This is a genomic window from Rhodococcus indonesiensis (genome assembly GCF_047782815.1).
GTDB lineage: Bacteria > Actinomycetota > Actinomycetes > Mycobacteriales > Mycobacteriaceae > Rhodococcus > Rhodococcus indonesiensis.
Map to the genome: position 1 here is coordinate 2693406 of NZ_CP180630.1, position 16007 is coordinate 2709412.

Sequence of the window (16007 nt, forward strand, 5' to 3'; positions counted from 1 at the left end):
CAGGCTAACCTGACTCCGCCGCCGGGTTGCAGGCCCAGGTGCCCGACGTCACGCACTGACGTCGTCGAGCGCGGCCGCGATCGCCGCCGGCAACTCCAGCTCCTCCGCCACCAGCACCCCGGTCAGCTGCGCGAGATCCCGCGCCCCCACCACCGTCGACGCCACCCCCGTCCGGTCCCGCACCCACGCCAGCGCCACCGCCAGCGGGGAGGTCCCGAGCCCGTCCGCGGCCGTCGCCACCGCCTCGACCACTCGCGCCGCCGGCTCGGTCAGATAGCTGCGCACCTCCTCGGTGTGCAGGTCGTCGGCGCCCCGCGAGTCCGCCGGGATACCGTCGCGGTACTTGCCCGTCAACACGCCGCCGGCCAGCGGCACCGCCGCGAACACCCCCACCCCGTGGTGCAGGGCCGCCGGGATCAGCTCCTCCTCGACCCCGCGCGCGAGCAGCGAGTACTCCACCTGCGTCCCCACCAGCGGCGCGTGCCGCGTCGCCACCGACGCGGCCGTCGCCAGCTGCCACCCCAGGTATCCGCGCACCCCCACGTACCGGGCGCGGCCGCTGGTCACCGCGAACTCCAGCGCCGCCGCCACCTCGTCGACCGGCGTCCGCGGATCCCACGTCGCCACCTGCCACAGATCGAGATGGTCGGTGCCCAGGTCCCGCAGCGTGCGGTCGAGCTGCGTGAGCAGACCCGCGCGGGAGCAGTCCACCCGCCCCGCCCCGACCTTCGACGTGTCGATGCCCGAGCTGCCGGACACCACCAGCTGATCGCGCGGCACCACGTCGTCGAGCAGCTCCGCCAGGATCCGCTGCGCCACCCCGTCACCGTAGGCGGGGGAGGTGTCGACCAGGGTGCCGCCGGCATCGACGAACGCCGACAGCTGCGCTGCGGCCTCGTCCCCGTCCGTGCCGCGTCCCCAGCTCAAGGTGCCCAGGCCGAGCCGCGAGACCCGCAGCCCGCTCGCACCCACCGTTCTGTGTTCCATATCCGCCCGCGCCTCGTCACGATCCGACCGACGGGGTCGAGCCGCCGTCACCGCGACCGCCGCCCCTGACTCAGCACCCTAGTGCCGCGAGGCCGCGGAAACCGTTCCGCCGCGCCGCGTACCCTCGCCCAGGTGAAAATCGACCCCACCCCCGGCGACCGTCCCCACGAGCACCCGGAGGTCGCCGCGTGATCGGCGAATCCATGACCTGGCTGCAGGCCCTCGTCCTCGGTCTCGTGCAGGGCCTGACCGAGTTCCTGCCGATCTCGTCCTCCGGCCACCTGCGGATCGTCTCCGAGATCTTCTTCGGCACCGACGCCGGTGCCTCCTTCACCGCCGTCACCCAGCTCGGCACCGAGGCCGCCGTCCTGGTCTTCTTCGGCAAGGACATCGTCCGGATCGTCGCCGCCTGGTTCCGTGGCCTCGCCCACCGCGAACACCGCAGCGACCTCGACTACCGCATGGGCTGGTACGTGATCGTCGGCACCATCCCGGTCGGCGTCCTCGGCTTCCTGTTCAAGGACCAGATCCGCACCGGCGCCCGCAACCTGTGGCTCATCGCCACCATGCTCATCGTGTTCGCCCTCGTCATCGCCGCCGCCGAACGCTACGGCCGCAAGACCCGCAAGCTCGACGAACTCACCCTCCGCGACGGCATCGTCATGGGCTCCGCGCAGGCCCTAGCCCTGATCCCCGGAGTGTCCCGCTCCGGTGGCACCATCAGCGCCGGCCTGTTTCTCGGCCTGAACCGTGAGGCCGCCGCCCGGTACTCGTTCCTGCTCGCCATCCCCGCCGTCGTCGCGTCCGGCCTGTTCAGCCTCCCGGACGCGTTCGAACCCGCGGGGGAGGGCCTCAATGCCTCCGGCGCCCAGCTGTTCGTCGCCACCGCCGTCGCGTTCGCCGTCGGCTACGCCTCCATCGCCTGGCTGCTCAAGTTCGTCGTCGACCACTCGATGTACTGGTTCGTCGGCTACCGCATCGCCCTCGGCGCCCTCGTCCTGGCCCTGCTCGCCACCGGCACCATCTCGGCCACCTGAGACCGCGACCCCGCCGGGCCCGCTCGTCGGGCGCCCGGCCCATTAGGCTGGCTTCATGACGGTCATCCTGCTGCGGCACGGGCGCTCGACGGCGAACACCTCCCGGGTCCTCGCCGGACGCACCCCCGGCGTCGAACTCGACGAGGTCGGCCACATCCAGGCCAAAGGCCTCGTCGCGCGGCTCGCCGGCCTCACCATCGCCGAGATCGTGCACTCGCCGCTGCTGCGCTGCCACCAGACGGTGACGCCCCTCGCCGCCGACCGCGGCCTGACTCCCCTCGTCGACGACCGCCTCGTCGAGGTGGACTACGGCCGGTGGACCGGCCGCGAACTCGGCGAACTCCTGCAGGAACCGCTGTGGAAGGTGGTCCAGCAGCACGCCTCGGCCGCCGTGTTCCCCGACGGCGAAGGCCTCGCGCAGGTCCAGGCCCGCGCCGTCACCGCCGTCCGCGAACACGACAACCGTCTCGCCGCCGCCCACGGGGGTGACGTCGTCTGGATCGCCTGCACCCACGGCGACGTCATCAAGTCCGTCCTCGCCGACGCGCTCGGCACGCACCTCGACGGCTTCCAGCGCATCGTCGCCGAGCCCGCGTCCCTGAGCGTCGTCCGCTACACCGAGACCCGTCCGTTCGTGCTGCGCGTCAACGACACCGGCGCGGACCTGTCCGGGCTCGCACCGCCCGCCCAACCGGCGCCCGCGCCCGGCGGGGAGGTGGCCCCACGCGGCGGATAATGGGGGAGCGACACCGGATGGATACGACAACGAGGAGGTGCGATGGCCCGCGCGATACATGTCTTCCGGACCCCGGACCGGTTCGTCGCCGGCACCGTCGGTGAACCCGGCGACCGGGTGTTCTATCTGCAGGCCGTGCACGCCTCCCGGGTGGTGAGCGTGATGCTCGAGAAGCAACAGGTGCAGATCCTCGCCGACCGCATGGGTCTGCTGCTCGAGGAGGTGCACCGCCGCTTCGGCACCGACCTGCCCGAGGACCCGGATGTCGACATCAGTCCGCTCGTCACCCCCATCGACGCGGAGTTCCGCGTCGGGACCATGGGTCTGGGCTGGGACGCCGACAGCGGCAACGTCGTCGTCGAACTGCTCGCCGTCACCGACACCGAGGTCGACGAGTCCGTCGTCCTCGACGACGCCGAGGAAGGACCGGACGCCGTCCGTGTCTTCCTCACCCCCCAGCAGGCCCGCGACTTCGCCGCCCGCTCCGAACTCGTCGTCGCCGCCGGCCGCACCCCGTGCCCGCTGTGCGGCGAACCGGTCGGCGGCGGCCACATCTGCGTCCGCACCAACGGGTACCTGCGCACCGAGGGCTTCGACCCGGCCGCCTGGCTCGGCGAGGAGACCTGACCCGGTGGGCAGCCCCGACGTCCGCACCGTGCTCACGGACGGCGAGCTCACCGTGGTCGGCCGCGTCGTGCACGCCAGCAACGCCACCCTCGTGTGCGACGCCACCCTCGGCGCGACCACCGTGCGCTGCGTATACAAACCCGTCCGCGGCGAACGGCCCCTGTGGGACTTCCCCGACGGCACCCTCGCCGGCCGGGAAGTCGCCTCCTACCTCGTCTCCGAAGCCCTCGGCTGGGGCGTGATCCCCACCACCGTGCTGCGCGACGGACCCTTCGGGACCGGCATGGTGCAGCAGTGGATCGACACCCCCGAGCCCACCGATCCGCCCGACCCCACCGGCCGTCTCGACCTGGTCGACCTGTGCCCGACCGACGCGGTCCCCCCCGGCTGGCTGCCCGTCCTGCGTGCCCGCGACCTCGACGGCACCGACGTCGTCCTCGTCCACGCCGACGACCCGCGCCTGCAGCGCATGGCCGTGCTCGACGTCGTCCTCAACAACGCCGACCGCAAGGGCGGGCACGCCCTCGAAGGCGTCGACGGCGGCGTGTACGGCGTCGACCACGGCATCTGCCTGCACCAGGAGAACAAGCTGCGCACCGTGCTGTGGGGCTGGGCCGGCAGCCCGATCGACCCGTCGCTCCTGGTCGACCTCGACAAACTCGCCCGCGAACTCGACGGCGAACTCGGGCGGCAGCTGGGCACCCACATCACCGACCGCGAGGTCGCCGCCCTGCGCGCCCGCATCGCCGCCCTGCTCCGCCGCCCCGTCATGCCTCGCCCCGTCGGCGAGCGGCGCATCCCCTGGCCGGCGTTCTGAGGACCCGGCCTCCGTCCGGAGCGCTCTGCGCCCTCCACTAGGCTCGTGCGCATGCTGTCATGGTCCGACATCGCGCTCCCGTCCGTCCCCGGCCAGGGCCCCCCGCTGCGGCTCTACGACACCGCGGACCGCGCGGTCCGCCCCGTCACCCCGGGTCGCACGGCCACGATGTACGTCTGCGGCATCACCCCCTACGACGCCACCCACCTCGGCCACGCCGCCACCTACCTCGCCTTCGACCTGGTCCACCGGGTGTGGCGCGACGCCGGCCACGACGTGCACTACGTCCAGAACGTCACCGACGTCGACGACCCGCTGTTCGAACGCGCCGCCCGCGACGGCGAGGACTGGATCGTGCTCGGCATGCGAGAGACCGCGCTGTTCCGCGAGGACATGGAGGCGCTGCGCGTCCTGCCGCCCCGCGACTACATCGGCGCCGTCGAATCCGTCGGTGAGGTCGTCGAACTGGTCGAGAAACTCGTCGCCTCCGGCGCCGCCTACATCGTCGACGACGCCGAGTACGCCGACGTGTACTTCCGCGCCGACGCCACCGAGCAGTTCGGCTACGAGTCCGGCTACGACCGCGCCACCATGGAACACTTCTTCGCCGAACGCGGCGGCGACCCCGACCGCCCCGGCAAACGCGACCCGCTCGACGCGCTGCTCTGGCGCGCGCAACGGCCCGGCGAACCGGCCTGGCCGTCCCCGTTCGGCGACGGACGTCCCGGCTGGCACATCGAATGCGCCGCCATCGCCCTCAACCGGATCGGCAGCGGCTTCGACGTCCAGGGCGGCGGCAGCGACCTGATCTTCCCGCACCACGAGTTCTCCGCCGCCCACGCCGAGGCCGTTACCGGCGAGCGCCGCTTCGCCCGGCACTACGTGCACACCGGGATGATCGGCCTCGACGGCGAGAAGATGTCCAAGTCCCGCGGCAACCTCGTCTTCGTCTCCAAACTCCGCGGCCAGGGCGTCGACCCCGCCGCCATCCGACTGGGTCTGCTCGCCGGGCACTACCGCACCGACCGGGCCTGGACCGACCAGGTCCTCGCCGACGCCCAGGCCCGCCTCGCCCTGTGGCGCAACGCTGCGGCCCTGCCGTCCGCAGCTTCGGTCGACGACACCGTCGCCCGGCTGCGCCAGCACCTCGCCGACGACCTCGACACGCCCAAGGCCCTCGACGCACTGGATGCGTGGGCGAAGTTCGCGGTCGAGCGCGGCGGCGACGACCCCTCGGCGCCCGCCGTATTCGCGGACGCCGTCGACGCCCTGCTCGGCATCCCACTGCGATAGAGCGCCTTTCGAGTGTGCACATCTCGTCGCGACACGCCGAGGCGTAACGACGAGATGTGCACGCCCGACCCTCTATACATGGGTGACGGATGAGAGCGAGAGGTGCGGGGGCAGGTGCAGAGTGACCGCTGGGTCGAGGTCAGTCCCTCCCCGTTCGACCACGAACGCGAAGGACTCGAACGGATCAAGGAGATCCTTCCCGACGCCCCACCGTTCCGGGCGTGGTCGAACTTCGAGTTCCGCGACAACCGCGGCCGCTGGCACGAGGTGGACCTACTGGTCCTCGCCCGCGACACCCTGTACCTGATCGAACTCAAGTACTACAGCGGCATCTTGCGCGGCAACGACCACGTATGGACGCGCGGCAATCGCTCCGAGGATTCGCCGCTGCTCCTCACCCGTAAGAAGGCGCAGTACTTCTCGTCGCTGCTCAAGGACCGATTGGCGGAGAAGACCGGGCAGAAGAACCTCAAGGGCATCATCCCGTTCGTGCAGGAACTCGTGTACCTGCATCATCCGGACTTCGTGTGCGCACTGCCCACCAGTTCCAAGATCAACCTCTACGGCATCGACGGAAACGACGACCGCAGTCGACTGCCAGGGATCAGCGAGCGGCTCCTCGCCCCGGCCAAGCACGGGCCGGTGTCCGAGGAGAAGTCGCTGCTCATCCGCGACCTCATGGCCGCGATCGGCCTCGCCCCGCGCCGCCAACGCGAGGTCGGCTCATGGGTGATCGACGACCAACCCCTCGGCGACGGCGACGGCTGGCAGGACTGGCCCGCCTTCCACCACGTCGACATGGAACGCGCCGCCCGCATCCGCTTCTACCTGCCCAAACCCGGTGCCACTTCCGCGGAGGAACACGCCCGGGGGCGCGGGGTCGAGCACGAATACAAGCTGCTGTCCCGGCTCAAGCACGACGGCCTCCAGGTCCCTGTCGACGTGGTCAAGGACAAGGAACTCGGCATCGGCCTGGTGTTCCCGAAATCCGATACCGACGTGCGCCTGGACCTGTGGCTCGCCGACCACCACGGCGAGATGACCCTCGAACGGCAACTCGAGTTGCTCACCGAGGTGGCCGAGGTCGTCCACTATGCGCATCGGCACCGGGTGGTGCACCGCACCCTCAATCCGCGGGCGATCGTGGTTCGCGACCGCAAGTCCGGTCCGCAGACGCAGGTCACCGACTGGGACACCGCCGGGGTGCTGCCCGCCAACGCGGAAACCGGGGTGACTCGCCTGTCGGCGGGACCGCTGAGCCTGATGGCGGGCAGCCTGAGCGACCAGGCCAAGTTGTTCACTTCCCCCGAAGGTGTGAACCCCATCGACCCCGCCCGCATGGACGTCTTCGGGCTCGGTGCTCTCGCGTTCTACCTGCTCACCGGCGGGCAGTCACCGGCGACGGAACGCGGCGAACTGCTCGACCGGTTGCGCCGCGACGGCGGTCTCGACCTGGCGGTGGAACTGCCGCAGGTCCCGTCGATTCTGCGGCAATTCGTGCTCGACGCCACCGATCCCAGCCCCGCAGAACGGATCTCGTCGGTCGCGGACTTCCTCGAGCGACTCGAAGCGGTGCGCTCGGATCTGTTCCGCGCCGAAGGCGAAACAGATCCGCTCGAAGCGAAGCCGGGCGACGAACTCGGTGACGGCCGCTTCGTCTACAAACGCCGCCTCGGTGCGGGGTCGACCGCGGTCGGCATCCTGGTGGTGGACCGCAAGGCCGGCGACCACGAGCGTGTCCTCAAGGTCGCGCGCGACGACGAGGCCGCCGCCCGCCTGCACGCCGAAGCGCAGGTGCTCGGCAAACTCGACGACCCCCGCATCGTGCAGCTCGCCTCCGAAGAGAACGTCGGCGGCCGCACCGCCCTCGTCGTGCACTACGCGGGCCGCACCACCCTCGCGGAGGAACTGGCCGCCAAGGGTGGACGGTTGTCGATCGACCTGCTCGAACGCTGGGGCACCGACCTGCTGCAGGCGCTCGTCGCCCTCGAACGGGCCGGGGTGGTGCACCGCGATCTCAAGCCGTCGAATCTCGGTGTGCATCAGTCCAGTCCGCGTGCCGACGCGCATCTTCGACTTTTCGATTTCTCGATGGCCGGGGTGGATCTGCGCAACACCGACGCCGGAACCCCGCCCTATCTCGACCCGTTCCTCGGAGTCGGTGGCCGCACCCAGTACGACACGTCCGCCGAACGCTACGGCGCCGCCGTCGTCCTGTTCGAGATGGCGACCGGCGCCGCGCCGCAGTACGGGCCCGACCCGCAGGCGAACCCCGCCACCGTCGACGACGACGTCACCATCGAACCCGGCATGTTCGAGTCACCCGTGGCAGCCGGTCTCACCGCATACTTCACCTCTGCGCTGTCCCGCGATGTCGCTACCCGCCCCGACACCGCCGAGGAGATGCTCCGCGACTGGCGACGGGTGTTCACCGACCTCGACGCCGCTCCGGCGAAGCCCGAGACGTCCGCTCGCGCAGCGAAGGTCGATGCGACCACCACCCTCGTTGCCGCGGGGTTGAGTGCGCGCGCCGTGTCGGCGCTCGCTGCGGCCCAGGTCACCACGATCGGCGAATTGCTGGCGCTCGACTCCACCCGGCTCAACCGCCTGGTCGCGAAGGAAGCGAAGGCCACCCGCACCGAGATCCGCGACCGGCACCGTGCGTGGGTGAAGGAACTCGGCCGATCCGCCGCTAAGCCGCCGGCACAGCAGGGTCTGCTCGGTCTCGACGACGCCGTCGCCCTGTTGGTGTCGGCGGTCGGCACGGGGCGGGCCAGTACTCGTCGCAGCGCCGCGGAACTGCTCCTCGGAGTCACCGGCACCTTCGACGCGTTCGCGTCGGGCAACGAACTGGCCTCGGCGCTGAAGAAGAGCAGCCCCCGCGGAAACCAACTGCTCAAGGAACTGCAGTCCGACTGGGCCGAGAATCCGGCCACCCGGGAACTTCTCGACGAACTCCTCGACCTCGCCGACCAGGTCATCCGCGATTCCGGTGGGGTAGTGGCGATCTCCACGCTCACCGCCGAGATCCGGGCGAGGCTGCCCCAGGCTCCGGCCGGTGCTGCCGACGCTCTGGCCCCGCGTCTCGCGGAGCGCGCCGCGGCGGGGTTGCTGCGCGTGGCGTTGGATCGACTCACCGAGCACGAAACTGCGGATGGCGCCCGCCGGTGGGTGCGGCGCCGCCACGGCGGCCGACTTGCCCTGATCGCCGACGACGAACTCCTGCTCGCCGGAGCCGAAGCCGCGGCCCGCCGCGCCGACGACCTCATGGTCGCCACCCCGATGTCCCAGGTCGTCCCGATGGGTACCGCGGCACGTGAGCTACGCGGCGCGTTCACCCGCGCCTACACCGCCGCGGCCGGACCGGACGTGCCGGTACCGCTGCCCCCGGACGGGCGGCTCGTGCGCTTGGCGGCCGCGATCTCCAAGTTCGCCGCAGTGTCCGGCCGCGGGGAACTCCACAGCCGCAGCCTCGGCCCGTCCGATGCGCTGAGCATCGCCCTCGCCGGCCTCGCCCAGACCGAAGCGCTGTCGCCGACGGAGATCCGGGCTCGCGTCGCTGCACGGTTCCCGGAACTCGACCGGCTTCCCGGCCGGCCTGCTCTCGACGCGTACATCGACCGTGCCGGGCTCGGTCTCACCTGGGACGGCACCGCCTACCGCTACGAGCAGGCCGCGCCGCCGAGCGAAACCTCCCTGCACACCCGCACGGCCACGCACACCGGTCCGCCCGCTGGCACAGTCGCGTCCGCCGCGATCGGCGACGGTGGCGCCGCGCGGAACTCGCTGGTGACGCGATCCCTGGCCGAGAACGGCTTCCTGGTCTTCGGGGTGCCCGTCCGCCGACCCGGCGACCACCAGATCGTCGCGCAGGAACTCGTCGACGCCCACGACGCCGAGGCCGTCGACGTCACCGGAGCAATCATCGACGCGATGCGCACCTTTTCGTCGGAGCGCGGTGTGTCGTGGGATCTCGTGCGAAGCGCCGATGCTGCCGCGCCGGGAAGCAAGGACGCGCGAGGCCTGCGTGCGGTGCTCGAACAGGTGATGCCGCGCGTGTGCGCCGGCCTCGAGGATCGGGTGTTCGGCGACGCCGCGCAGCCCACACCGTTGGTTCTCACCGAGCTGTCGCCCCTGGCCCGTTACGGCTACCTCGACGTGTTGGCGCGGTTGGCGGATCTGTCGGCGCCGCGCCGACGTCCGGTGTGGGTGGTGTTGCCGCAGATGCGTGGCCAGCGTGGCGCGTTGGTGGATGGTCAGCCGATCCAGTTGGGTTCGCCCGGTGGACAGTTCGTTGTGTACCCGGTTTGGAAGACCGGGGCTGTTGAGAGCGAGAAGGTGTGATGGCGGACTTTTCCGCGACCGAGTTGGTGAAGGCGCTGCGCAAGCAGGTCACGGTTCTCGAGGACGATCTGCGTGCCCGCGTCGACGGTGCGGACGTCGACACCCGCCAGCCCGGGGTGGAGCAGCGGTGGCGCGCCGAGTACACCGCCGCGCTGCAGGCACAGCGGACGGCCGCGTCGTGGCAGGCCTGGCGCGACGAAAGGGTGACGCAGGCCGCGGTCGATTGGGTGCTGCTGACAGTGTTCGCGCGCTACTGTGAAGACCACGCACTGGTGTCGAAGGCGTGGATCGGCGGCCCGGACGCGGATGCGCGGCAGCAGGCACTCGACGCCCGACACGCCTATTTCACCGAGTTCCCGGAGCACACCGACCGCGAGTGGCTCGAAACGATCATCGCGCATTTCGCCAAGATGGAAGCCACCCGTGGGCTGGTCGACAGCTACTCGCCGATGCACCAGGTGGCGCCGTCGGGTGACGCAGCGCGCGGTCTTCTTGAATTCTGGTGGGACAAGGACGCGTCCGGCGAACCTTTGTGGAGCTTCGCCGGTGTCGATACCCGTTTCCTGGGTGACGTGTACCAGGACCTCTCAGAATTTGCGAAGAAGACGTACGCGCTGCTGCAGACGCCGGAGTTCGTAGAGGAGTTCATCCTCGACCAGACCCTCGAACCGGCACTAAAGGAGCGCCCCCTCGAGGGCTTCACGGTGATCGACCCGACCTGCGGGTCCGGTCACTTCCTGCTGGGTGCGTTCCACCGACTGCTGGAGCGGTGGGAGAACGAGGCCCCCGGACTCGGTCGTCGCGTGTTGGTGCAGAAGGCACTCGCTTCTGTATTCGGTGTGGACATCAACCCGTTCGCTGTGGCGATCGCGCGGTTCCGGCTGATGGTCGCAGCCTTGGACGCGAGTGGGGACAAGTCGATCGAGAGGTTGATCGACATCGAGTTGAACCTCGCGGCGGGTGACTCGTTGCTATGGGGTGCGCGGCAGCAGGCGCTCGCGGACGACCTGTGGTCCACGGGATCCGAGCAGATGGCGTACGCGACGGAGAACGCGGACGCGCTCAAGGCGATCCTGCAGCGGGAACACGATGTGGTGGTGGGTAATCCGCCGTATATCACCGTCAAGGACTCGGCGCTCAACGCGACCTACCGGAAACTCTACTCGACGTGTCATCGACAGTATGCGCTGACTGTGCCGTTTATGCAGTTGCTTTTCGACTTGGCCAAGAATGATTCTGACGGCAAGCCAGGGTGGGTCGGACAGATCACCTCGAACTCGTTTATGAAGCGAAAGTTTGGGGTGAAGCTTATCGAGGACTTCCTGCGCACAAGGGATTTGAGAGAAGTGGTTGACACTTCCGGCGCCTACATACCCGGGCACGGTACTCCAACAGTGATTTTGGTCGGGCGCAACTGTTCTCCGCTCGGTGAAACTGTTGGTGCAGTATTGGGTATTCGTGGTGAGCCTGGGCGGCCGACGGACCCGTCCAAAGGAATTGTGTGGTCTGAGATCGTGAACCACGTGGGCGATCGTGAGTATGAGAGTCGGTGGATCAGCGTAACCAGGGTTTCTCGGGGAGTCTTGTCAACATATCCATGGAGTCTCACGGGCGGTGGTGCAGCAGCGCTCCAGTTAGTGGTGGAACAGTCGTCAGTAGGTACGCTGGGGAGACTTGTCCGGCGTGTTGGCTACTTTGGAGACAGTCACGCTGACGAGGTGTTCTTCCTCCCAACGGAGTATGCGCGCAGGCTAGGTTCGCCGAACCAATATCTACGTGCGGCATCGCGCGGCGAGGATATTCGTGACTGGGATGCTATCGATTCTGAGACGGCCTTCATCCCGTACGATGAATCGGTATCTCTGCTGCCCCTCGATTCTCTTACCGCAGAAGTGCGCATCGTGCTTTGGCGGGTGCGGGAAGTGCTGGGAAGCCGGTCTACTTTTGGCGGAGAGACCTACTATTCGAGTGGTCGTGCTTGGCATGAGTGGCACCAACTTCCTCGTGACGTCAACGCGAGCAAATCGGCTGTTGTATTTTCGGATATCGCTACGCACAACCATTTTGCGTATGACCGCAGTTCGCTCGTTTTCAACCGCCACGCGCCGGTGATCAAGTTGCCGGAGGGGGCGAGCGAGGACGATCACCTGCGGCTGCTCGGGGTGCTGAACAGTTCGGTGGCGTGCTTCTGGCTCAAGCAGAACAGCCACAATAAGGGCAGCACGGTCGACAACAGTGGCGCCCGGACGACTCTGGACCAGTGGGAGAACTTTTTCGAGTTCACCGGCACCACCCTCAAGGATTTTCCGCTCCCATCGTCTTACCCTCTGGAACGCGCTCGCACTCTCGACTCCCTCGCCCAGGAACTGGGCGCACTCACCCCAGCTGCCGTCGCGGCGACCGGGGTACCTACCGCCGACGCGTTGAAACACGCGCGTGCAGAGTCCGAGCGGATCCGCGCACTGATGATCGCGCACCAGGAGGAACTCGACTGGGAGTGCTACCGCCTCTACGGCCTCATCGACGAAGACCTCACCTCCTCAGGTGAGCTACCCGAAATTGCACTGGGGGAGCGGGCATTCGAGATTGTCCTCGCGCGCGCCGTCGAATCCGGTGAGCACACGGCCTGGTTCGAGCGGCACCGCTCCACTCCGATCACCGAGATTCCGTCGCACCTACCCGCCGATTACCGCGATCTCCTGCAGAGACGCCTTGATGTGATCGCGGCGAATCCGGGCATCCGTTTGCTTGAGAAGCCGGAGCACAAGCGGCGCTGGGCTTCGGAGCCGTGGGACAAGCGCGTCACCGAAGCGCTGCGTGACTGGCTGTTGGATCGCGTCGAAAGGCGCGACCTGTGGTTTGAAGGTGACCACCCCACCCCGCGCAGCGTCGCGCAACTCGCCGACCGACTCGACCGGGACGAGGACTTCGGTCAGGTGCTGCGGTTGTGGGCCGGCAACAATGAGGTGTCCACCTCTGCGGCATTGGCCAAGCTTCTCGATGAGGAGGGTGTCCCGTATCTGGCAGCGTTGCGGTACAAGCCGTCGGGCCTCATCAAACGTGAGGCTTGGGAACGCACCTGGGATCTTCAGCGGCGTGAGGATGCGGGGGAGAAGCTCGACAGCCCGATTCCGGTGCCGCCGAAGTACAAGCCCGCGGATTTCCTCAAGACCTCGTACTGGTCGCGGCGTGGAAAACTCGATGTGCCCAAGGAACGGTTCATCTCCTACCCGAACGCGAACCGCGACACCGACCCGACGATGCTCCTCGGTTGGGCGGGGTGGGATCACGCCGAGCAGTCGCTCGCGCTCGCCGGACTCGTCGATGAACGCATCGCGACCGACGGCTGGGATCAGGCGAGTCCCGAGAAGCTGGCTCCGATGCTGGCGGGCCTCGCCGAACTGTTGCCGTGGGTGCGGCAATGGCACGGCGAAATCGACCCGGAGTACGGCGAGTCGGTGGCCGACACCGTCGAGGAAGTGCTGCGCGCGCACTGCGCGGAACTCGGTCTGACCATCGAGGATCTTGCGTCGTGGCGGCCGCCCGCAGCCACCCGGGGTCGTCGCACACCCAAGAAGGCAACGAAAGAGACCGAACCGAGGTAAGTCGGGTGGGGGCGTCCCCGGTGCGCGGGGTGCGTGGCCCGACTCCTCGCGGGTTGGGCCACGGGGTTCCGGTAGAGGCCGTGAAGAGTATCGAGAAGCGGACGCCCTGCGGGCGGCTGCGCCCAACCGATCGGAGACCCTACGGGTCCCTGTATTGCCTTCGGCCCCTTCCCCAACGCTGCCCGGTCACCATGCCCCGATAGACCATCTCGGCCAGCACTTCTGGCCCCACGTCGGAAGTGACGTGCGGCTTGCGCTGGACCCGGTCGTTCGTGTCGACCCTCACGATCGGGTGCTCCACCGCCAGAATGGAGACGAAGGATACTGGCGCCCAGTCGGTTTCACGCACGGGAATGTCACCCCTGCGCGCAGCGTCGAAGCGCTGACGTCGGACCGCGGGAGATGAGCGACGAATGCCCGACGTGCCGCGGCTACCGGACCGGCCCGCGCACACGTCGCAGCGAAACACCTCGAGCCTCTCGACCGGAAAGGTCGAGAGGCTTGGTAGGTCAGAACGTCGGTGAGGACCCCGGCGGGGTGAGAATGAGGCGGTCGGCGTCGAATGCCGAACCATGAGAATTGCGCCCTGGGGGCGTGTGGATAGACTCCACCCTACGGTGCATGACAGTTCCGTTCTGTCGTGTGCCCAGACCCCGGTTGGTGTTGGTAGCACCTTCCGGGGTCGACCTGTGTTCAGGCCGGTGCAGGGATGGTCCCACGGGTGGTGGGGAGCGTCAACCTCGAACGCATGTTCGTGTCGCGGGAATTCTCTCGATGGTGCTCGTTGAGCTTCCCTGAGCCTCGTCGCTGGCCCGTACACCTTCGTTGTGTCGACGTGTTGATGTTGAAAGTCTGGGAGGATGTGCGGGTTGTGACCGTTCGCACACCCATTCAGGTCTGATCACCCAGCTACAGCTACGTTGACACGAGGTCGCCGAGATCTCCAGGTTTCGCTTGGTCGCTGACTCCCGACACCGGAGACCTTACTCATTCAGCGACTTCGATACCCGATTCGGTGGGAACACAGTTCAAGAGCGCTTTTGAAACATGGCCTAGCGGCGTGATGAAGTAGTGCCATGACTGAGCGCAGCAACGATGACCGCAACGGGCACGACCAGGCAGGCAACGACGGACCTATTTTTGCCCCCAGTCAGCAGCTAGAACCCGAGCTGTCCGCGTCGCTCCACAGTCACGGTTTCGAGATTGTCGACTGCGAGGAGTCGACAATTCTGCGGGTGAGACGCAAGCAGTCTAATGTGCGGTCTTTCTTGTATCGGGACCTTGCGCTTCCCACTGGTGAGGCCACCCGACTATCTCGGCAGTTGGCGAGCCGCCCCCAAGCGCTATCGGACCACTTCGGATACTTTTCCAATGACGGATACTTCGAACTGATGGTCAGCGTGGGCACCGTGAAGCGTGGGGTATTCGATCAATTTGCTTCTAGATCGGTGTCGCGACTAGCAGCAATTGGCGATCCGTGCGAGCACGACTCCTTCAAATTTCAAGCGATCGAAGCTCGGGATTACCCCGACCTTTATCCTCGACAGCGGTTCGGGGCTAGTGAATTAGCAGAATCTCTAAGCGCTTCAGTGATCCATGTCAGCGATAGCGATTCGGGGGTATGTATCGAATTATCCCCGCAGTCGCCTTGCGGCGTGTTGTTCGGGCTCCCGAACTATCGAGCGGGACGGATTCAACTAGGATTCTCGATCAAGATTAAACTAGATTCAAATAGTAGTGCGGCTGGTTTCGTTGACAGGGCCCACAGTCTAGCTAACTCATTTATGTACGAATTGGCCGTGAGGAATCGGCTGATTTGTGAACCGATCGGCCGAGGCGCCTATGAGCGCGACGAGAGTCCCCGTCTGCGTGATCCAGGGATTAACGAGGTGCGATTTCCCACATCGAAGATTGACTCCGAGGTTGCTGAATTATACTCATTCGCCGAGCTCGCTAACGATAATCTACCCCTAGCATTTCTCTCATTCTATCAAGTGCTGGAGTATTTCTTTCCACAGGCGGTGCGGAAAGATCAAATTCGAAAAATGAGGCGGGAGATATCTGATCCTAGGTTCTCTCTGCGTTCGGACGCCGACCTAGTTCGAGTTATTGGAATCGCGGAAAAGGCTGGTCGATACAAAGAGTCTGATCAGATTTCAACATTGCTAGAAACAGCGGTGAGGGTCGAGCGCCTGCGCGAATTTCTCCACCAAGCAGGATACGAAAATCATTTTGGAAAAAGGGGTCCGATATCAGGAGTGTGTCCAATAACGATAGGAATTCAACAAGAAAGCCTCCCCCGACAGGTTGCGGAACGAGTGTACCAGCTGAGAAACAGGATCGTGCACGCGAAGGACGATCCTAAGTACATCGAACAAAAAGTTCTCCTACCGCGAAGCCGAGAAGCCATGAAATTGAAGCCTGATGTCGAGTTGTTGCGACTATTGGCACAAGAAGTGATTCTAGACTCGCAGATTTGATCGGATTGCACGAGAAGATCGCGATCAATGGTGTCCAGAGCGCTTGGACTTGGGTCATTCGGTACCTCTCCTGTCGACTAC

9 protein-coding genes are annotated in these 16007 nt (G+C 66.9%); 8 read left to right on the forward strand and 1 reads right to left on the reverse strand.

The genetic code is table 11. The features are described from left to right. Nucleotides 1-48 precede the first annotated feature (48 nt). Nucleotides 49-987 (reverse strand): aldo/keto reductase, encoded by a 939-nt coding sequence (locus tag ACM26Y_RS12655; RefSeq protein ID WP_003934904.1) that lies wholly within the window; start codon nt 985-987, stop codon nt 49-51. A 191-nt stretch (nt 988-1178) separates the two neighbouring features. Between ACM26Y_RS12655 and ACM26Y_RS12660 the strand changes: the two genes are divergently transcribed. The 8 genes from ACM26Y_RS12660 (at nt 1179) to ACM26Y_RS12695 (ending at nt 15926) form a co-directional block, all read left to right on the forward strand. After that, complete coding sequence (locus ACM26Y_RS12660) at nt 1179-2024, forward strand: undecaprenyl-diphosphate phosphatase (RefSeq protein WP_289382244.1); 846 nt, start codon at nt 1179-1181, stop codon at nt 2022-2024. Between the two features lie 55 nt (nt 2025-2079). Next, on the forward strand, nt 2080-2760 hold the full coding sequence (locus ACM26Y_RS12665; protein ID WP_416063569.1) for a histidine phosphatase family protein: 681 nt from the start codon (nt 2080-2082) through the stop codon (nt 2758-2760). A 42-nt stretch (nt 2761-2802) separates the two neighbouring features. Continuing rightward, nucleotides 2803-3387, forward strand: a complete 585-nt coding sequence (locus ACM26Y_RS12670) for a DUF3090 domain-containing protein (protein WP_003934901.1) — start codon at nt 2803-2805, stop codon at nt 3385-3387. 4 nt (nt 3388-3391) lie between these two features. Continuing rightward, nucleotides 3392-4204: an SCO1664 family protein gene (locus tag ACM26Y_RS12675; RefSeq protein WP_416063570.1), complete on the forward strand. Its 813-nt coding sequence runs from the start codon at nt 3392-3394 to the stop codon at nt 4202-4204. Nucleotides 4205-4255: 51 nt separating this feature from the next. Further along, complete coding sequence (gene mshC, locus ACM26Y_RS12680; protein WP_203010698.1) at nt 4256-5497, forward strand: cysteine--1-D-myo-inosityl 2-amino-2-deoxy-alpha-D-glucopyranoside ligase; 1242 nt, start codon at nt 4256-4258, stop codon at nt 5495-5497. A 114-nt stretch (nt 5498-5611) separates the two neighbouring features. Then, nucleotides 5612-9841: a BREX system serine/threonine kinase PglW gene (gene pglW, locus ACM26Y_RS12685; RefSeq protein WP_416063571.1), complete on the forward strand. Its 4230-nt coding sequence runs from the start codon at nt 5612-5614 to the stop codon at nt 9839-9841. Then, a complete protein-coding gene (gene pglX, locus ACM26Y_RS12690; protein ID WP_416063572.1) occupies nt 9841-13446 on the forward strand; it encodes a BREX-2 system adenine-specific DNA-methyltransferase PglX in 3606 nt (1201 codons plus the stop codon). Before pglW ends, pglX begins: the two co-directional genes overlap by 1 nt. 1076 nt (nt 13447-14522) lie before the next feature. Then, nucleotides 14523-15926, forward strand: coding sequence for a hypothetical protein (locus ACM26Y_RS12695; RefSeq protein ID WP_416063573.1), 1404 nt, complete (start codon nt 14523-14525; stop codon nt 15924-15926). Nucleotides 15927-16007: the final 81 nt, after the last annotated feature.

Bases quoted from the DNA above. Each gene is read 5' to 3' on its own strand.
- pglX (WP_416063572.1), top strand. From the start codon at position 9,841: ATGGCGGACTTTTCCGCGACCGAGTTGGTGAAGGCGCTGCGCAAGCAG.
- ACM26Y_RS12655 (WP_003934904.1), bottom strand. From the start codon at position 987: ATGGAACACAGAACGGTGGGTGCGAGCGGGCTGCGGGTCTCGCGGCTC.
- ACM26Y_RS12670 (WP_003934901.1), top strand. From the start codon at position 2,803: ATGGCCCGCGCGATACATGTCTTCCGGACCCCGGACCGGTTCGTCGCC.
- ACM26Y_RS12665 (WP_416063569.1), top strand. From the start codon at position 2,080: ATGACGGTCATCCTGCTGCGGCACGGGCGCTCGACGGCGAACACCTCC.
- mshC (WP_203010698.1), top strand. From the start codon at position 4,256: ATGCTGTCATGGTCCGACATCGCGCTCCCGTCCGTCCCCGGCCAGGGC.
- ACM26Y_RS12695 (WP_416063573.1), top strand. From the start codon at position 14,523: ATGACTGAGCGCAGCAACGATGACCGCAACGGGCACGACCAGGCAGGC.